Origin of the sequence: Flavobacterium sp. 9 (genome assembly GCF_002754195.1) — a bacterium.
GTDB lineage: Bacteria > Bacteroidota > Bacteroidia > Flavobacteriales > Flavobacteriaceae > Flavobacterium.
In genome coordinates this window covers 3,207,973-3,227,550 of the sequence record NZ_PEEU01000001.1, presented here as the reverse complement: position 1 = coordinate 3,227,550, position 19,578 = coordinate 3,207,973, and the positions used below count along the sequence as shown (strand labels likewise).

General features: G+C 32.8%; 21 protein-coding genes. 6 read left to right on the top strand and 15 right to left on the bottom strand.

The features are described from left to right. Nucleotides 1–9: 9 nt before the first annotated feature. From CLU81_RS13280 to CLU81_RS13230, 11 genes are all read right to left on the bottom strand, one after another. The gene (locus tag CLU81_RS13280) at nt 10–840 is read right to left on the bottom strand and encodes a DUF1214 domain-containing protein (RefSeq protein WP_144444503.1); all 831 of its coding nucleotides are present in this window, start codon (nt 838–840) and stop codon (nt 10–12) included. Between the two features lie 24 nt (nt 841–864). Beyond that, nucleotides 865–1,731 carry an IS3 family transposase gene (locus tag CLU81_RS13275; RefSeq protein ID WP_233209776.1) on the bottom strand — a complete coding sequence of 289 codons (867 nt, stop codon included), beginning with the start codon at nt 1,729–1,731 and terminating at the stop codon, nt 865–867. Continuing rightward, a complete protein-coding gene (locus tag CLU81_RS13270) occupies nt 1,728–2,030 on the bottom strand; it encodes a transposase (protein ID WP_099707978.1) in 303 nt (100 codons plus the stop codon). The genes CLU81_RS13275 and CLU81_RS13270 overlap by 4 nt, the downstream gene beginning before the upstream one ends. Nucleotides 2,031–2,070: 40 nt before the next feature. Beyond that, on the bottom strand, nt 2,071–2,637 hold the full coding sequence (locus tag CLU81_RS13265) for a hypothetical protein (RefSeq protein ID WP_233209704.1): 567 nt from the start codon (nt 2,635–2,637) through the stop codon (nt 2,071–2,073). Between the two features lie 238 nt (nt 2,638–2,875). Beyond that, nucleotides 2,876–3,895, bottom strand: a complete 1,020-nt coding sequence (locus CLU81_RS13260; protein WP_099710249.1) for an HAD family phosphatase — start codon at nt 3,893–3,895, stop codon at nt 2,876–2,878. Nucleotides 3,896–3,969: 74 nt separating this feature from the next. Beyond that, on the bottom strand, nt 3,970–5,619 hold the full coding sequence (locus CLU81_RS13255; protein ID WP_099712756.1) for an arylsulfatase: 1,650 nt from the start codon (nt 5,617–5,619) through the stop codon (nt 3,970–3,972). Between the two features lie 481 nt (nt 5,620–6,100). After that, a complete protein-coding gene (gene pyk / locus CLU81_RS13250; protein WP_099710248.1) occupies nt 6,101–7,531 on the bottom strand; it encodes a pyruvate kinase in 1,431 nt (476 codons plus the stop codon). Nucleotides 7,532–7,536: 5 nt separating this feature from the next. Further along, nucleotides 7,537–8,025, bottom strand: a complete 489-nt coding sequence (locus CLU81_RS13245; RefSeq protein WP_099710247.1) for an IPExxxVDY family protein — start codon at nt 8,023–8,025, stop codon at nt 7,537–7,539. Between the two features lie 125 nt (nt 8,026–8,150). Then, a complete protein-coding gene (gene rnc / locus CLU81_RS13240) occupies nt 8,151–8,891 on the bottom strand; it encodes a ribonuclease III (RefSeq protein WP_099710246.1) in 741 nt (246 codons plus the stop codon). A gap of 9 nt (nt 8,892–8,900) precedes the next feature. After that, a complete protein-coding gene (gene fabF, locus CLU81_RS13235; protein WP_099710245.1) occupies nt 8,901–10,154 on the bottom strand; it encodes a beta-ketoacyl-ACP synthase II in 1,254 nt (417 codons plus the stop codon). 179 nt (nt 10,155–10,333) lie between these two features. Further along, complete coding sequence (locus CLU81_RS13230; protein WP_007137004.1) at nt 10,334–10,570, bottom strand: acyl carrier protein; 237 nt, start codon at nt 10,568–10,570, stop codon at nt 10,334–10,336. 175 nt (nt 10,571–10,745) lie between these two features. Here CLU81_RS13230 and purN point away from each other — a divergent pair, with 175 nt between their 5' ends. Then, a complete protein-coding gene (gene purN / locus CLU81_RS13225) occupies nt 10,746–11,309 on the top strand; it encodes a phosphoribosylglycinamide formyltransferase (RefSeq protein WP_099710244.1) in 564 nt (187 codons plus the stop codon). A gap of 190 nt (nt 11,310–11,499) precedes the next feature. Next, nucleotides 11,500–11,976, top strand: coding sequence for a ribonuclease HI (gene rnhA / locus CLU81_RS13220; protein ID WP_099710243.1), 477 nt, complete (start codon nt 11,500–11,502; stop codon nt 11,974–11,976). 70 nt (nt 11,977–12,046) lie between these two features. Here the strand turns inward: rnhA and CLU81_RS13215 are convergent, their stop codons facing one another. After that, on the bottom strand, nt 12,047–12,400 hold the full coding sequence (locus CLU81_RS13215) for a DUF6249 domain-containing protein (protein WP_199174567.1): 354 nt from the start codon (nt 12,398–12,400) through the stop codon (nt 12,047–12,049). A gap of 470 nt (nt 12,401–12,870) precedes the next feature. Between CLU81_RS13215 and CLU81_RS13210 the strand changes: the two genes are divergently transcribed. Both CLU81_RS13210 and CLU81_RS13205 read left to right on the top strand, forming a co-directional pair. Continuing rightward, nucleotides 12,871–13,458, top strand: a complete 588-nt coding sequence (locus tag CLU81_RS13210) for an RNA polymerase sigma factor (protein WP_099710242.1) — start codon at nt 12,871–12,873, stop codon at nt 13,456–13,458. Next, the gene (locus CLU81_RS13205; RefSeq protein ID WP_099710241.1) at nt 13,442–13,837 is read left to right on the top strand and encodes a hypothetical protein; all 396 of its coding nucleotides are present in this window, start codon (nt 13,442–13,444) and stop codon (nt 13,835–13,837) included. The genes CLU81_RS13210 and CLU81_RS13205 overlap by 17 nt, the downstream gene beginning before the upstream one ends. A 2-nt stretch (nt 13,838–13,839) precedes the next feature. Here CLU81_RS13205 and CLU81_RS13200 read toward each other — a convergent pair whose 3' ends face one another. After that, the gene (locus CLU81_RS13200; RefSeq protein WP_099710240.1) at nt 13,840–14,409 is read right to left on the bottom strand and encodes a hypothetical protein; all 570 of its coding nucleotides are present in this window, start codon (nt 14,407–14,409) and stop codon (nt 13,840–13,842) included. A gap of 245 nt (nt 14,410–14,654) precedes the next feature. On the opposite strand from CLU81_RS13200, the gene CLU81_RS13195 reads away from it, so the two are divergent. Further along, nucleotides 14,655–15,578 carry a PfkB family carbohydrate kinase gene (locus tag CLU81_RS13195; RefSeq protein ID WP_055097600.1) on the top strand — a complete coding sequence of 308 codons (924 nt, stop codon included), beginning with the start codon at nt 14,655–14,657 and terminating at the stop codon, nt 15,576–15,578. A gap of 81 nt (nt 15,579–15,659) precedes the next feature. Continuing rightward, complete coding sequence (locus tag CLU81_RS13190; protein WP_099710239.1) at nt 15,660–17,558, top strand: amidophosphoribosyltransferase; 1,899 nt, start codon at nt 15,660–15,662, stop codon at nt 17,556–17,558. Between the two features lie 548 nt (nt 17,559–18,106). Here CLU81_RS13190 and CLU81_RS13185 read toward each other — a convergent pair. Further along, nucleotides 18,107–18,718, bottom strand: a complete 612-nt coding sequence (locus tag CLU81_RS13185) for a superoxide dismutase (RefSeq protein ID WP_089350163.1) — start codon at nt 18,716–18,718, stop codon at nt 18,107–18,109. Between the two features lie 138 nt (nt 18,719–18,856). Continuing rightward, a complete protein-coding gene (pth, locus tag CLU81_RS13180) occupies nt 18,857–19,483 on the bottom strand; it encodes an aminoacyl-tRNA hydrolase (RefSeq protein WP_099710238.1) in 627 nt (208 codons plus the stop codon). Between the last annotated feature and the right edge of the window lie 95 nt (nt 19,484–19,578).

Here is a 19,578-nt window from a genome sequence, read left to right as displayed (position 1 = left end):
AATATGTAGTTACTTCTTTTCTTCGATTGGAGCAGGAAACCATTTTCCGTCCAGAACTTCTTTTTTCGAAACATACAAACGTAGGTTTAAAGAAAAACCTTTGCCTGCAGGAGTTGGTAACCAATTGCTTTGAGGCGCGTCTTTAGGCAATGACGAAGCCAGCCAAATACTCAAAGAACCATCAGGGTTTTTCTTTAAATTCGAAACATTATTCAAATTGTATCTTTTTAGTTTATTATCAACAACTCTGTAATCCGGAACACTATATAAGGTTACGGACCAAAATGCATTGACTGCTAAATCTGGTAATTGATCTTTTGGAAACTTAATTTCATAAACTTTATCACCATTTAATGGTTGTTTATTACTATCTGTAAGTCCAATAAAATAAATCGCTTCCTGAATTTGATTTGCCCATAAACCTCCATAATTGATAATGTCTCTGGCCATAATATCATCGCCAAATTTTCCGGCAACATACGTTACTGACCAGCCTCCTTTTTGTGTACCAAAGCCTTTTGCTCCAGCCAAAAATGCTGGAATTGCCTTTGTTTTAATCACTTCATCTATATGTGCTTTGGCTTTGTCATCTGCTTTAGCATATTTACTAACCGCAATGGCTTTTTCCCGATATTCTTTTGCTTTAGGATTTGTGTCAGGATAAGAATTGATTACTTCTTCGACTTTATCGAAAATCTCTCCGGCTATTGGTGCTTTTGGTGTAAATTCCGGAATTGTTATTGGCGGTGCAATTTTAATTCCGTCCGGAACAGTAAACGTAAATTGTTTCTGAAGCTTTTGTGCTACATCCGGCGTTCCTTTCAATTGGACTTGCAACAAAAAGTCGGACAAATTTTCTAAGACCTATGCTACACTTTCTATTTTATAAAATTCTAGTTCCATTTCTTTAGGTGTTTTATATCCCAAAGAAGAATGCAGACGTTTTCTATTATACCATACTTCTATATATTCAAAGACTGCTAATTTAGCTTCTTCAATGGTTGTGAATTTATGCTGATAGATAAGTTCTGCTTTAAGGGTCTTGAAAAAACTTTCAGCTACAGCATTATCCCAACAATTAGCTTTTCTACTCATACTTTGAGTGATTAAAGTATTTTTATTAATCAATTTTCTGAATTCTATCGAAGCATATTGTATTCCTCTATCTGAATGAAAAAGTAAAGATTCTGTTATTTCTCTTTTTGATACTGCCATTTTCCAAGCTGGAATAATCGTTTGATCGGTATACATTCGTGTGCTTAATGACCATCCTATAACCTGCCTGTCATATAAATCAATAATAGTAGTAAGATATAACCAGCCGGCAGCTGTTCTTATATAGGTTATATCAGACACCCAAACCTCATTAAGTGATTTTGGTGTAAAATTTCTATTGAGATGATTACTGCACACTGGATATCGATGATTAGAATCTGTGGTTACTTTAAAGCGTCTTTTAAGTTTACTTCTCCAGCCATTAAGAAGCATCAATTTAGCAACTTTCCTTTTGGATATTTTATATCCTTTTCTTTTTAGCTGTTCCGCTATTCTGGGACTTCCGTAAGTTTGACTGCTTAGATCAAAAACTTCTTTTATTAAATCTGTAAATAGACTATTTTCTATAAATCTATTAGAAGGACCGCCACTGAACCATCTATAATAACTACTTCGGCTTACTTTTAAAACGCTGCACATCTTTTCAATAGGATATAAATGTTTATAGCTGACTATAAATTGGTAGATTTCCCATCGCTCTTGGAAAAGATGTGAACGGCCTTTTTTAATATCTCAAGCTCTAATTCTTTTTCTTTAAGGGCTTTTCGTAATTGTTTTACTTCTAAAGAATCTATCTCTGTCTTTTTAGAAATAATTGGTTGTAGATTAGTAAATGTTTTTTGAGAAGACCTCCATTTATAAATACGCTCTACCTGGACGCCTAGTTCATCTGCTAATTCTTTGATGTTTTCTCGCTCGTAACTTAATCGTACTGCTGATGATTTAAACTCAGCACTGTAAACTCGTTTTTTCATAATTCTAAGATATTTATTTTTATTTAAACAGTCTTAAAATTTATGTCCCAGTAAATGTAGCAACTCCAGACCAAATTTGATTGGCAATAAAACCTACTGAAAGCCCTTTTCCCTGATGCATCACTAAAGCACTTGGTCCAACTCCAAATTTCTCTGTCCCTAAAAGTTTATCGGTAGCGGTTGGTACCAAAAATGCCGGTCCAAATCCTAAAATAATTCCTTTAGTTTTAGGTGCAAAAAAAGCTGTTACGGTTGCATCACTTAACCCAAACTGATTGGTGTTTTCGCCTGTAATATCTCGTTGATCAACAACTGGTAGAATATAACGCGTAATTAGATTTAGATTATCGGTTAATTTAAACGGAATTACGGGTTGTATGTTTATAGTGTATTTCGATCCATTATAAGGCCCAATACCATAAGTAAGATTATTTTGCAAGGGTACACTTATCAAACTTGCTACCGGATTTGCTAGTTTATCTGCTAATTCCTGAGCGCTTGATCCTGGTTTTGGAGCTGCTTCCTGAGCAAAAACTGCAAAATTTAAAAGAAAAAAAGCTGTACTAAACAACAACCTTGGAACAACATAAAATCTTGTATTTTTCATAATATTTTATTTTAAAATTTTATCTCCAAAAAAGATAAAATTATTTTAACGATAAAAATACTACTTTAATGACTGCGAAAAACAAAAAGTAAATATTTTCTTTCTTTTAAAGAGGTACTGAAATTCTCAGAATTGGTGCTCTTCTCATTTGAATTCTTTTTTAACCAGTTTTAAAATTAAAACGAAACAACCTTCAACTTGTAAAAGTTGTTCCCTTTTAATTCTGATTAGTTCCTAATTATTTATCTGGGAAAATCTTTTTCCAGTCGTCTTTCATACTGATTATATGATACTTGTATTTAGCAGCGGTATTCAAGGATAAATTGTCTTTTTCCTGATAGCTATATTCTCTAATAGAGTCATTGTGATTGACAATCATTTGAAACGAAGGATATTTGTTTCCCTGAGAATATCTTAGCATGGCAAGATCACCAGCTCCGCCTTCGTTCCCGCAAGCAAAAACAGGTCTTTGACCTATATGCAACTGTATACCAACAGGTTTTCCTTCTTTATCATTAAAATGATCCAAAGCTGGTTCTCTTTTTATACTATTAGCTGCATCATCAAATGTATATTTGAAAGATGTACCCACAACCTGATCTTTTGGAATACCATAAAAATCCTGCGAAATGGCACGAACCAATTCTACTGTTCCGCCAGTAACAATAAAAGTTTTGAAACCGTTTGCACGTAAATAATTCAATAACTCTAATTGTGGCTGATATCTAATTTGTTTTAAAGGAACATTTTTGCCCGGATATTGAGCGCCTGCAAAAAACTCTTTTGCATCAGCTTCGAACTCATCCTCAGTTAAACCAGTATGCGTTGCAGCAACCAATTCGATTAAAGCTTTATCTCCTCCTTTTTCAAAATAGGTTTTATCTTTTTCGACTACCGCTTTAAAAGGTTGTTTTTGAGCTAAAGCCGGATTTGCTGTAACTAGTTTTTTAACTCTGTAAAAAGCAAATAATTCCTGAACATATGGTTTTTCTGCCCAGAGTGTTCCGTCATTATCAAAAGTCGCAATTCTGTCTTCAACCGGAATAAAATCAGGAGTTCCTTCTTTAGTGACTTTTGTAACATAAGCAATGATCTCTTTCTTTAAAGCTCCATCATTCCAGCTTGGCAACGGTTCTCCGCTTGTTGCAACTGCAGTAGTACTGTCTTTTGGGTCTGTTGTTGTAGTAAGGGTATCTGATTTTTTGCACGACCCCAATAATAATAAAAACAGGGGTAATATATATATTTTCTTATACATGATATTGATTTTTTAAGTTATTATAAAGCTTGAGTTATGGGGTAACTCAAGCTTTATTATTCTCTATACTATTTTTATTTTTTCTTTGCAGGTTTAGTATCCGCTTTTAATGCTTTTTTCAATTTGATATCTGCCAATACCTCATCCATAATAGTGTATGCAGAGAAACTTGGTGGAATAGAACGAGGTGGAAACTCCTCAAAAGTCATAGCAAACTTTACTACTTCATCAGTATTTCCGTAAACTAATGGGATATGATTTAGCTGCCAATCATAAAAAGTATTTGAGGTAATATCTGCTCTCTCAAATGGATCTTGCATTATATTAAATATTTTTTGCAATCTCAATTTAGTAAACGGTTCTGCCCAAACTCCTAAAGTTCCTTCTCTTCGTTGTTCTGCATAAACATATTTATAATCCCCTTGACGCATCCCTACAAGCAATCCGTCATCATCAGAGTAAAAGAATTTATCTCTTGCACTTTTTGGGGTTTTCCCTTCTAAAAACGCTGATTGATCAAAACCATCAAGATGAACTTTATAGTTTTTTCCATTAGCAGCATAACCTGTTAATAGTTTTTTTGTCAAATCTGGTTCTCCTGCAATAGAAGCCAAGGTTGGCATCCAGTCATTGTGAGACATTATTTCATTTGTAACTTGTCCTGGTTTAATATGTCCTGGCCAACGTACAATACAAGGTACACGGAAAGCACCTTCCCAGTTGGTATTTTTCTCAGAACGGAAAGGAGTCATCGCACCGTCAGGCCATGTATTCATGTGAGGTCCATTATCTGTAGAATACACTACAATTGTATTGTCAGCAATTCCTAATTCATCTAGTGCTTTTAAAATACTTCCTATAGTTTCGTCATGTTCAATCATACCATCTATATACTCACTATCTCCATGAGTATATCTTCCTCTATGTTCTGCTCTTACGTGCGTACGAAGGTGCATACGGGTTGCATTAAACCAAACGAAGAAAGGTTTTCCAGCTGAATTTTGTCTTTTAATAAAATCGATTGCAGCAGCAGATGTTTCGTCATCTACAGTCTCCATTCTTTTTTTAGTAAGAGCCCCGGTATCTTCAATTTTTTGTTTACCAATTTTTCCAAAGCGAGGATCAACAGTTCCATCATCTGTACTTGTTGCTGTACATTTTAAGACTCCTCTAGGTCCAAATTTTGCTAAATATGCCGGATCTTTAGGGTAATCAGGCAATTCTGGCTCTTCTTCAGCATTTAAATGATATAAGTTTCCAAAAAACTCATCAAATCCATTTACAGTAGGTAAATTTTCATTACGATCTCCCAAGTGATTTTTACCAAATTGACCTGTAGCGTAACCCAGATTTTTCATGATACCACCAATAGAAGGATCTAACTGACTCATACCCATTGGTGCTCCAGGATATCCTACTTTAGTCAATCCGGTACGAATACCATGTTGCCCAGTAACTAAAGCAGCACGACCTGCTGTACAGCTTTGTTCTCCATAATACTGTAAAAAACGTAATCCTTCATTTGCTAAACGATCAATATTAGGAGTTGTATATCCCATCAAGCCATCGCTATAAGCACTTATATTGGTAGTACCAATGTCATCTCCCCAAAGTATCAAAACATTTGGCTTTTTAGTGTTCTGTGCTTGCGTTATTGAAAAACAAGCCAATGCAGATAGCATCATCAAATTCCGAATCCCAATTTTAAATTTACTTTGTTTCATGGTAATAAAATTTGTTAATAATTCTTTTTTTAACATCTATAGTACGAGAACCAAAAATGGCTTTCTTAAGTCTTAGAAAAGAAAATTTATTTCACTTTTAATGGAATGTTTCAATTTAAAAACATCACTAATTGAGGGGGGAATTTGAAACAGGAATTTTCTTAACTTTTAGTTAACTATCTCAAAAATAGCTAATAAAAAACCTAACAATAGCATTTATAAGGCTTGACATTGTTTCATTTTATAAAATGAAACATGATAACTGCATTTTTTCATTTGATTACGTTTCATTTTATAAAATGAAACATCGAAAAATCAAAAAACAGAAATATTAAATAGAAAGGAGTATTATCTAAAAATAGAAATGAATAAGAAACAAATCTTATTATAATGAGTTATAAAATTTTATAATGAAATAATTTTGAGCAAAAAAAAAGCCATTCGATATCGAATGGCTTTTGTATAATTTTAAAAAGAAAAATTATTCTATTTCAGAAACTCTCATGGTATTAACCATTCCTTTATCTTTAATTGGCATTGCAGCAAGGTTAATCAAATAATCTCCTTTTACAACATATCCTTTTTCTCTTGCAATTTCGTTAACATCAGTTACAGTATCGTCTGTACTTTCGTCTTTATCATAGAAGTATGATTTTACTCCCCATAATAAATTCAATTGTGTTAAGATTCTTCTGTTTGAAGTAAATACTAAAATATGCGCTGATGGTCTCCAAGCTGAAATTTGGAAAGCTGTATAACCACTATTTGTTAAAGTACAAATTGCTTTAGCTTTGATTTCATTTGCTAATAAAGCTGCCTGATGACAAACTGTTTTAGTAATAAAACGTTTAGTTTTGATTTGTGGAGTATTTTGTGGAACATGAATTAATTCTGAATCCTCAACAGCCTCACAAATTTGAGTCATTTTTTGAATAACCTGTACCGGATAATTTCCTGTAGCAGTTTCTCCAGATAACATTACAGCATCAGCTCCATCCATTACAGAGTTTGCAACGTCATTTACTTCTGCTCTTGTTGGAGTTAAACTAGTAATCATTGTTTCCATCATTTGCGTTGCAACGATAACAGGAATTCTAGCTGTTTTTGCTCTACGGATCAAATCTTTTTGAACCAATGGTACTTCATGTGCAGGAAGTTCAACTCCTAAATCTCCACGAGCTACCATTAAAGCGTCACAATATGCTACAATTTTATCCATGTTCTCAAGAGCTTCCGGCATTTCAATTTTAGCAACAATTGGAATTTTATATTCTGAATGCTTAGCGATCAATTCTTGTAGATCTTGTAAATCGCGAGGTGTTTTTACAAACGAAAGTGCGATCCAGTCTACTTTTTGCTCAATTGCAAAAATTGCATCAGCAATATCTTTTTCAGTTAAAGCTGGTAAAGAAATTTTAGTATTTGGTAAGTTAACTCCTTTTTTAGATTTTAACTCTCCACCTTGAATTACTTTAGCAACAACTTCAGTCTTTTTATCAGTAGAAATAATTTCGAAAATCAATTTACCGTCATCAAGCAAAATACGCTCTCCAGGGTTAACATCATTTGGAAAATTTTGATATTTCATGAACACTTTTGAAGCTGTTCCTAAAATATCTTCTGCAGTTGTAAATGTGATTAAATCTCCATCATGAACAACAGTTCCTTCTTCCATCACACCAACTCTAAGTTTTGGTCCTTGCAAATCTCCAAGGATTGCAGTTGTATAACCAAACTCTTCGTTTAGACCTCTAATAATATTAATTTTATCCTTTACACCTTCGTAATCTGCATGCGAAAAATTGATTCTAAACACATTAACACCTGCATCGATCATATCCTTGATAATCTCTCTCGTACTACATGCAGGCCCAAGTGTAGCAACAATTTTGGTTTTCTTGTTTGTTAACATTTTTTTTAAAAAATTAGATTGTTTTTTGATTTTATTTTGTTGGTATCTACAGCATAAATTGCCGCAATACTATCGATGGTATTTAATTGTTGTTGAATTTCTGAAAAATCAATAGTCTCTTCACTATTTTCTATTTTCAGGAAAAAATCTACTTTTTTGAATTCAGGAAGTAAATGAATTGTTGTCGAAACCTCACTTGTTTCATTGGAAAACAAATCTTGAAGATCATTCTTACTCACAGAAATGATTTCATTCTTATTCTGAATTAAATTCCATGAAATTGCCTTTTCGGAATCATAATAATAGAATCTCGAAAAATTTGCCTCACCTTCTTTTGTTTGAGCGTGGATCTCGTTCTTGCTCTTACTTAGGTTTATCGGAAGGTTTTTATTGATAAAATAGGCCAATCTATAATCTTCTAATGAAGTATGAATTGCCATTAAATAATAATCAATTTCGTCAAATTCGTCTAAATCCAATCTATGAATAGCCATATCATGAAAAATCAAGGTGTAAATATACTATTTCTATCGAAGCATCAATAGTTATGACGTGTATGTTTTTGTTAATTTATAAACGAAAACGTTATAGCATTAAGAAAGTTGCGACAATTTTGTCGTTATTTCTTATCTATTTTTTCCTGAAATGCAAAATAAGCTCTTTGTGATGCTTTCTCTTCTGCTTTCTTTTTTGAAGTTGCTCGCGCTCTTGCGATTACTTTGTCGTCTATACTTAATTTAACTCCAAATAAGCGTTGACCATCAATACCATTATCTTCAAAAATGTCATAATGAAAGACTCTCTTTTCTTTCTGACACCATTCGATAACCAAACTTTTATAACTAATAACTTTTCCCTCTAGTCGTGCAATATCGACATATGGAGTAACAACTCTTTTTTGAATAAATCTTTCGCAAAACGAGTATCCCTTGTCTAAATAAATTGCACCTATAAGTGATTCAAAAATATTACCATGAATATTTTCTCCAAAATGCTGAATTGGCACTTTGCTTTCTACAAATCGAACCAGATTTAAATCTTTACCTAATTCATTTAAATGTTCGCGACTCACAATCTTTGATCTCATTTTGGTCAAATATCCTTCGTCGCCATTTGGTGCTTTATTAAATAAATGTGCTGCAATTACGGCACTTAACATAGCGTCTCCTAAAAATTCTAATCGTTCGTAATTTATTGGGTGTCCGGATTCGTCTAATTTATTTGAAGAACGATGCGTAAAAGCTTTCTTATAAAAATCGATTGTTCCCGGCTCAAATCCAAGTATTTTCTGAATAGTGTCAAAAAAAATCCCGTCTTCTAGAGAACGGGATTTAGAAAATATTTTTTTGATAAAATTCATATACAGAAATTAGTCAACTAATTTTTTAAACAATACACAAGCATTGTGTCCACCAAAACCAAAAGTGTTACTCATAGCAACATTTACTTCTCTTTTTTGAGGTTTGTTTAAGGTAAGATTCAATGACGAATCAATGTTTTCATCCACTACTGTATGATTAATAGTTGGAGGAACAACACTGTGTTGCATTGCTAAGATAGAAGCAATTGCTTCAATAGCTCCGGCAGCACCAAGTAAGTGTCCTGTCATTGATTTTGTTGAATTGATATTGATGTTTTTTGCATGTTCACCAAAAACAGCACTGATCGCTTTTAATTCGGCAACATCTCCTAACGGAGTAGAAGTTCCGTGTGTATTGATATGATCAACATCTTCAGGATTCATTCCAGCGTCTCTCAATGTGTTTTTCATAACTGCAATAACTCCAATTCCTTCCGGATGTGGTGCCGTTAAGTGGTACGCATCAGATGACATTCCACCTCCACCAATTTCGCAATAAATTTTTGCGCCTCTGGCTTTAGCATGTTCGTATTCTTCAAGAACTAAAGCTCCTGCTCCTTCTCCTAATACAAAACCATCTCTGGTTGCATCAAAAGGTCTTGAAGCTGTTTCCGGGCTTTCGTTTCTTGTAGATAAAGCGTGCATAGAATTAAAACCTCCCATACCTGCAATTGTAATCGCTGCTTCAGATCCACCTGATACAATAACATCACACATTCCTAAACGAATGTAGTTGAAAGCATCAATTAAAGCATTTGCAGAAGATGCACATGCAGAAACAGTAGTATAATTTGGTCCCATATAACCATTACGCATCGAAATGTGTGCTGGTGCAATATCGGCAATCATTTTAGGAATAAAAAACGGATTGAATTTAGGAGTTCCGTCACCTTTAGCATAATAAATTACTTCTTCCTGAAAAGTTTCTAAACCTCCAATTCCAGCTCCCCAAATAACACCAACTCTTGTTTTGTCGATATTATCATCAGTAAGTCCGGCATCTTTGATAGCTTCATCACTTGCAGCAACAGCATATTGAGCGAATTTATCTAATCTACGAGATTCCTTACGATCCATGTAATCTTCAATGTTGAAGTTTTTTACTTCGCAGGCAAATTTCGTTTTATGCTTTTCTGTATCATAATACGTGATAGGAGCGGCTCCGCTTACCCCATTCACAAGTGCGTCCCAGTAATCCTGGATATTATTCCCAATCGGAGTAAGAGCACCTAATCCTGTTACAACAACTCGCTTTAACGTCATAAAATATGTATTTTGTACTTTAAACAAATAAAACCCACGCTTTCTTAACAGTATTGTTACTTAAGAGCCATGGGCATTACAATATAAATATATCTTTGTGATTGAAAATCAATCGAAATTTTAATTTAAAAAAATAATAACACCCGACTTATACAATATAAAAATCGGGTGCGGTATTATTATTTTTTAGCTTCCTCGATATAAGAAATAGCTTGACCAACAGTAGCAATGTTTTCTGCTTGATCGTCTGGAATTTGAATATCAAATTCTTTTTCGAATTCCATAATAAGCTCAACAGTGTCTAATGAGTCAGCTCCCAAATCATTAGTGAAGCTTGCTTCTGTTACAACTTCGTTTTCGTCAACACCTAATTTGTCTACGATAATCGCTTTTACTCTTGATGCAATGTCTGACATAATCTTTAATTTTAGAATTTAATTTGTTGGCAAAAATAAAAAACTTTATTTTAAAACCACGATTTAGTTTATAAATGTAACACTAATTTATAAAATTAATTTCAAGAAAGACTTTTTAATACTATTTATTTTCGATTTTTATTCCGTTTTTTGCATTCTCAAACTAAATTCGATTATGAAAAAAATTATTGTTTTTGCCTCAGGATCAGGAACTAATGCTGAAAACATCATAAAATATTTTGCAAAAAGTAAAATTGCAAGAGTCGTTTCTGTTTTTACGAATAATGCTTCGGCAAAAGTTATCGAAAGAGCAAAAAATCATCAAATTCCAGTTGAAATCTTCTCAAAAAACGAACTTTTAGAACGAAATGTATTACAAAAAATACAAGAAATCGACCCGGATCTGATAGTTCTTGCAGGTTTCTTATTGAAATTCCCAGAGAATATAATCGAGAATTATCCTAATAAAATAATAAACATCCATCCGGCGCTTTTACCAAATTATGGCGGTAAAGGAATGTACGGAATGCACATACACAGAGCTGTAGTCGAGAATAAAGAAAAAGAAACTGGAATTTCCATTCATTTTGTAAATGAAAATTATGATGAAGGCGCTATTATTTTCCAGAAAAATACAGCCCTAACAGCTGAAGATACCGCAGAAACAGTGGCCGAAAAGATTCATGAACTGGAACAAAAGTATTTTCCTGAAATTATCTCGAGACTATTAGAAGAATAAAACACAAAAAAATTAAACCATATAAGTCATATAAGAATATATAAGTTGGATTTGTAAAAATTTACATCGTTTAAATTTTAGAAAATATAAGGTGTTTACATTAAATGAACTTATATCACTTACATGGTAAAACAGTAAGTCGCAAAAATTAAATGGACTTATATTACTTATATGGTAAATAATAAAATAAATGAATCACGAAGTACATATATATACTGATGGCGCTGCAAAAGGAAATCCCGGAAATGGCGGTTACGGTGTAGTAATGGAATTGGTAGGAACACCTCATAAAAAAGAATTCTACGAAGGTTTTCGATTAACTACCAATAATAGAATGGAGCTTCTGGCTGTAATTGTGGGTTTAGAAAAGCTAAAAAAACCAAACATGAAAGTTTTAGTGGTTTCCGATTCTAAATACGTCATCGATTCTGTTGTAAAAAAATGGGTTTTTGGCTGGGAGAAAAAAGGATATACCGGCAAAAAAAATCCTGATTTATGGAAACGCTTTTTAATCATATATCGCAAACACCAAGTCGATTTTAAATGGATTAAAGGTCACAACAATCATCCGCAAAACGAACGTTGTGATGAATTGGCTGTTATGGCTTCTATGCAGAAAAATCTTTCTATAGACGTTTATTATGAAACCATCGGTTCAAAGTCATAAAAACAAAAAAACGTATCGGGAATATTATTTTCCTGATACGTTATTATTAAGACACTAATACAAAAGTTTTTTATTCTTCTTTATCTAAATCTTTTGCAGTTCTAAATCCGGCCAAAAGACCTACTCCGGCCATAATAAAAATAATTGACGGATAAACTGCTCCATCATTTAGTGAAGTATAAGTTGTGATTAATAAAGCGAGAAATATTCCAACACCGCTTCCTATCAATAAAAAGGCAAAGTTTACCACAAATATTTTCCATGCCGAAAATCCTTTTCCTGCTCCTTTAAGAAAAATACTTGCGTCAACTCCTTTTTCTATAAGCGCTAAACGCTCTCTGTTTCTTGTTGAAAAAATTAGATAAACAATTCCGAAAATCATCAGAAACATACTAATTGGTACTAAAATGCCTGGTCCTCCCATAATGATATATTTTTTAATTAATTGATTGATACTCCATATGACGACAGCTTTTAAATTGAGGTTACAACAAAAGTGAAAAAATTTCAAATTTTAAGCTCCATCCCGAAACTTCAGAACCAAAACTTACTGATTATGAGTTAATTTTGAGTTTGTAATTATTTTTTCAAAAAGCTAAAATCTTGACAAAATTTAAAACCAAGACTGTAAGAAACTTTGATAAAAGCTCGGTTTTAAAATTGGTTTGCGCATTTTTGTCATTTCGACGAAGGAGAAATCTTCGCGAGAAGCTCGACAAAGATTGTCGATTATGATTGTAGAGTTACTTGCGAAGATTTCTCCTTCGTCGAAATGACAATTTTGTGGTTAAACTTTGACAAAGATCTATACCTATTATATATTGGAATTTAAAAATTTTAAATTTATTTTCAAATACTTGTAACCTAACTAGAGTAACTGTCGTCCTATACAATATGAGTACAATAAGCGATCAACATTATATCGATAAAATTTTGCAAGGAGAAACCAATGCGTTTGCCGTGCTGGTTGATCGTTATAAAAATATGATCTATACATTGGCACTCAAAATGATCAAGAACAAAGAAGAAGCCGAAGAAGTTGCACAAGATACTTTTATCAAAGTTTACAATTCTTTGGGAAAGTTTAAAGGTGATTCTAAATTTTCGACCTGGATTTATAAAATAGCTTACAATACCTGTTTAGATAATCTGAAAAAAAATAAAAAAGAAGACCTTAATATATCAATAGATGATTTTTCGGCACATTTAATTAAAACGATGGACAATGCTTTGAGTGCTCTGGAAGATAAAGAACGAAAACAGACCATTCAGAATTGTTTGAATTTATTGCCAAGTGAAGAAAATTTCCTGCTGACTTTATTTTATTTTGAAGATCAGAGTTTAGAAGAAATCGGAAAAATCATGAGTATTAATGCTAATAATGTCAAGGTTAAATTATTTAGGAGCCGACAAAAATTAGCTGTAATTTTGAAAAAGCAATTAGAACCAGAAATAGTAGCGTGTTATGAAAGAGAGCGATAAAAATATAGAAAATCTTATTGATAAAATGATGTCCGAAAACACTTTGGAATCACCATCTATTGACTTTACTTCAAAAATAATGTCTCAGGTTTTAGTCGCTGAGAAAAGCAAAATCAAAGCTTACAAGCCTTTAATCTCTAAAACAACCTGGATATTTATTGGTATAAGTTTAATTGCTTTAACTGCTTATTCAATTTATTCAAATAATGGTATTTCTAATTTCGGAATAGACAAAACATACTCAGATAAAGCTTCTGCCCTATTTTCAGGAATTCATTTTTCTAAGAATATCATGTATGCGCTGTTAATAGTTCCGTTTATGATTTTGATTCAGATTGGTGTTTTGAAAAACTATTTTGACAAGAAGTATCAGTTGTAGAATTATTTAAAAGAATCTTCTCTTTTAACTATAGAATACCTAACATGTATATCATCAAAACTAATATCATATTGGTTTAAATACAATAAATAACTTATTGTAGAATATTCATCAGATTCTATAATTGCTTTTTTAAGTTCAAATTCTCCTTTTTTATGTGATGGTTGAGAATATTTTTTTAGAAATTTTTCGAATCCTAATTGAGTATATTCCTTTTCTACTTTTTGATTTAATTTAAAAAATTTTGCAAGCATTATTTTTGGATTCGATTTATCAAATACATAATCTTTATTCAAAACAGTTTCTAAAAATTCTTTAAAAGATTTATATTTCGCTGAGTAATAGCGCTTATAAGAATGATATAAATATTCCTGATTCGTAATAAAAATTTCACTTTCATTTAATCGAATGTATAAATCTAAAAATGAATAAGGAGAAGGCACTACAATTCCATCTTCCCTATTACCAAAATCAGCTAACTTCTCAATCATTTCTTTAGAAAAGTTTGGTTCTTTTCTTTCACAGGAAATCAAAAAAGAAAACAATAATAATAAGGTAAGGATTTTCTTCATGATCAGATTTTGAGATTAAAACAAATCTAACTAAAATCTTCAGCACTTTTTTCAAAAATAATTATTGTATTTTAAATCCAAAAAACATATTTTAAGCACTCTGAACAATCAAATCCAAATCATTCATTTACAATAGTTTTAGCCCCGAAATCGATATTCTTTTTTTATGAAAATTTTGAGAACCTAAACCGTTGCAATATTGTAACTTATGAAGTATCTTTGCACCCTAATTCGAAATTCATAAAATGAATAAATTATTGATTGTTGGAACGGTTGCTTTCGACGCGATTGAAACTCCTTTCGGAAAAACAGATAAAATATTAGGTGGTGCTGCGACATACATTGGTTTATCAGCATCGTTTTTTAACTTACAATCGGCCATCGTTTCTGTAGTTGGCGACGATTTTCCACAAGAACATTTAGATCTTTTAACTTCAAGAAATATTGATATCTCTGGTATCGAAATTGTAAAAGGAGGAAAAACCTTTTTCTGGAGCGGTTTATACCACAACGATTTAAATTCTAGAGACACTCTTGTAACTGAATTAAACGTTTTGGCTGATTTTCAACCAAAAGTTCCTCAAAACTATAAAGATGCTGATGTTGTGATGTTAGGAAACTTACATCCGTTAGTACAAAGCAGTGTTTTGGATCAAATGGAGAAAAAACCAAAATTAGTAGTTTTAGACACTATGAACTTTTGGATGGATTGCGCTCTTCCTGAATTATTGGACGTTATTAAACGTGTAGACGTTATTACAATCAATGACGAAGAAGCAAGACAACTTTCAGGAGAATATTCATTAGTAAAAGCAGCAAACAAAATCCAGGAATTGGGACCAAAATATGTGGTGATCAAAAAAGGAGAACATGGAGCGCTTTTATTCCACAATAGAGAAGTTTTCTTTGCACCTGCTTTACCATTAGAAGATGTTTTTGATCCAACAGGAGCAGGAGACACTTTTGCAGGTGGTTTTTCAGGATTCATTGCACAAAGCGAAAACATTTCGTTTGGTAACATGAAAAACGCAATTATCTACGGATCTAATTTAGCTTCATTTTGTGTGGAGAAATTTGGAACCGAAAGGATGGAAACATTAAGCAAAGCAGAAGTAGCGATTCGATTACAACAATTTAAGTCGTTAACTCAGTTTGACATAGAAATATAATGCCCGAAAGCCTCGCTAATAACGGGGCTTTTTTATTACGTTAATACACACAACTTACAACAACACAAAATACAAAACACAATGAGCGACGCTTTAAAACACGAATGTGGTATAGCCTTAGTTAGACTTCTTAAACCGCTTGAATATTACAAAGAAAAATACGGAACTGCTTTTTACGGGATACAAAAAATGTATCTAATGATGGAAAAGCAACACAACCGTGGTCAGGATGGTGCCGGTTTTGCAAGCATTAAACTTGATGTTGAGCCAGGACAACGCTACATAAGCAGAGTTCGTTCGAATCATGCACAGCCTATACAAGACGTTTTTAAACAAATCAATGAGCGAATTAGTGAAGAATTGGCTTCAAAACCTGAGATTGCTGATGATGTTCAAAAAATAAAATCAGAAATTCCATATGTTGGTGAATTATTTTTAGGACACGTTCGTTACGGAACTTTCGGAAAAAACAGCATCGAAAGTGTACACCCATTTTTACGTCAAAGTAACTGGATGCACCGTAACCTTATTTTGGCGGGTAACTTTAATATGACTAATGTTAAAGAACTTTTCGAAAATCTGGTTGAACTTGGACAACATCCAAAAGAAATGGCAGATACTGTTACAGTTATGGAAAAAATTGGTCACTTCTTAGACAAAGAAGTAATGCAACTTTACCAAGATTGTAAAGCCGAAGGTTATTCTAAAAGAGAAGCTTCTCCGGTAATTGCTGACCGATTGGATATTGCAAAAATATTAACTCGTTCTGCTAAAAACTTAGACGGAGGTTATGCAATGGCTGGTTTACTTGGTCACGGTGATGCTTTCGTTTTTAGAGATCCTGCAGGAATTCGTCCAGCTTACTTTTACCAAGATGACGAAGTTGTCGTTGTAGCTTCAGAAAGACCTGTTATTCAAACTGTATTTAATGTACCTTTTGAAAGTGTTCAGGAAATCGAACCTGGAAACGCTTTGATTATCAAGAAAAGCGGAAAAGTTTCTATGGAACAAATCTTAGAACCAACAGTTAAAAAAGCATGTTCTTTCGAAAGAATTTATTTCTCTAGAGGAAGTGATGCTGAAATCTATCAGGAACGTAAAAACTTAGGTAAATTAATTTTACCTGCTGTTCTTGAATCAATTGACAGCGATACTGATAATACTGTTTTCTCTTATATCCCGAATACTGCAGAAACTTCATTCTATGGTTTAGTTGAAGCTGCTCAGGATTTTTTGAATCAGAGAAAAAACAATTATATTTTAGCTAACAGAAACACACTTACTGCCGAAACTTTACAGGAATTATTAGCTGTAAAAATCCGTACGGAGAAAGTTGCTATTAAAGATGCTAAACTTAGAACTTTTATTACAGAGGATAGTAGCCGCGACGATTTAGTAGCTCACGTTTACGATGTTACTTACGGAGTAATCAAACCAACTGACAATCTTGTGATTATTGATGACAGTATTGTTCGTGGCACAACGCTAAAAATGAGTATCATAAAAATGATGGATCGTTTAAAACCTAAACGTATCGTAATCGTTTCATCGGCTCCACAAATTCGTTATCCTGATTGCTACGGAATTGATATGGCAAAACTTGAAGGTCTTGTTGCTTTTAGAGCAGCTTTGGCTTTATTAAAAGAAAGAAACTTATATCATATAGTAGATGAAGTTTATGCAAAATGTAAAGCACAAGAAAACTATATCGATAGTGATGTTGTGAATTATGTTACTGCAATTTACGATCAATTTACTCCAGAAGAAATTTCAGCTAAAATTGCTGAAATGTTAAGCTCTCCGGAAATTAATGCCGAAGTAAAAATCATTTTCCAAAAAGTAGAAGATTTACATGTTGCATGTCCGAAAAATCTTGGTGATTGGTACTTTACAGGTGACTATCCAACTCCTGGAGGAAATCGTGTTGTAAACAGAGCTTTCATGAATTTTTATGAAGGAAAAGACGCTAGAGCGTATTAAAAATATATTAACAAAAGGTTAATTTGTGCATTTCATCGGTTTTTTTTGCCGTTCATCCTGTTTGTTTGGTAAAAATGAAAAGCTACAATACTTTTGAAATACCATAACATTAGTAGGTTAAGTTTATGGTAGATTTGGGGCAAAAAGGGTGGAAGCAATTCCACCTTTTTTATTGGAATAAAGTCAAGTATTTCTACCACAAGAAATTATACCCATTAATAAGAAAATACATTCCTTTCATCGGATATATTTACCATTCATCTAAAAAGTTTTTTTCATACAAATACCTGTCATACATTTACTGAACCATAACATTAGTAGGTTAAGTTTATGGTAGATTTGGGGCAAAAAAGGTGGAAGAGATTCCGCCTTTTTTATTTTTATTAAGCAGAGAAAAGAGTAAAGATTATAGAAGAAAGATTACTGGAGAAAGAGGATAGAACTGAGAATATAGAAAATAGACTCTAAAAAAACATAGAAACAAAAAAAAGACGAATAACCGCAAGGCCATTCGTCTTTTTTCTTTACTCTTTATTCTATTATCTAGACTATTTATCTAAAGCAAATCTTCTAGCTACTTCAGTCCAGTTAATTACACTGAAAAAAGCTTCAATATAATCAGGTCTTCTGTTTTGGTAGTTTAAATAGTAAGCATGTTCCCAAACATCCATTCCTAAGATTGGAGTTCCACCGTTACCAGCAACTTCCGGCATTAATGGATTGTCTTGATTTGGAGTACCTACAACTTCTAATTTACCTCCTTTTTGTACTGTTAACCAAGCCCATCCTGAACCAAATTGTGTTGCTCCAGCTTTAGCAAATTTTGCTTTAAACTCGTCAAAAGTTCCAAAAGAAGCTTCGATTGCAGCTAATAAATCACCTGTTGGTAATCCACCACCGTTTGGAGACATTACAGTCCAGAATAAATTGTGGTTGTAGAAACCTCCACCATTGTTACGAACTGCTGCGTTTGATTTATCTAAGTTGATTAAGATGTTTTCGATTGTTTTTCCTTCTAAATCTGTTCCAGCGATTGCTGCGTTTAGATTTGTAGTATATGCATTATGGTGTTTTGTGTAATGGATTTCCATTGTACGCGCATCAATATGTGGTTCTAGTGCATCATATGCATAAGGTAATTGTGGTAATTCAAAAGCCATGATATTATGATTTTAGGATTTATAATAATTTAATCCAAATTTAGACATTTAACTTTGGAATAGAAAATACTATTTCGTTATAATTCGATTTAATTAACTGATAATTTGATTTTTTAAAACTTAAATAGCTGTAAATCTTTATTTTCCATTAAAGGTTGTCATTGTATTTTCTAATCCTGCCGTTCCAAAAGATTTAATAATTTCTGAAGCGACTTCTAAACGTTCCGGTAATTTTGCTTTTTCTTCTTCGTCCCAATCCCCTAAAACGTAATCTACTTGTTGCCCTTTTTTGAACTGATCGCTTATACCAAATCTAAAACGAGTGTATTGCTGCGTATTTAAAACCAAATTGATATTTTTAAGTCCGTTATGACCTCCGTCGCTACCTTTTGGCTTGATACGAATAGTACCGAATGATAGGTTTAAATCGTCTGTAATAACTAAAACATTCTCTAACGGAATGTTTTCTTTGTCCATCCAGTATTTTACAGCTTTACCGCTTAAATTCATGTAAGTGTTTGGTTTTAAAAGAAAAAAACTTCTTCCTTTAAATTTATATTCTGCCAAAGCACCCAATTTTACGGTTTCGAATGAAAGTCCTTCTTTTCTAGCTAAAAAATCCAGGACTTTGAATCCTATATTATGTCTTGTATTTACGTATTCGGCACCAATATTACCTAGTCCTACGATTAAATATTTCTTCATATTATCTATGTTCTCTTCTTTTTGTGTTGATGAAAACAGTTTTGTTATCCATTTTATCATGAGGCAAAAGTATGATTAATTAGATAATGTGGCAATTAGATAATTAGATAATTTGGTTTGTGCGTGGCTTTAACTGCAAATAATGGCACGCGGAT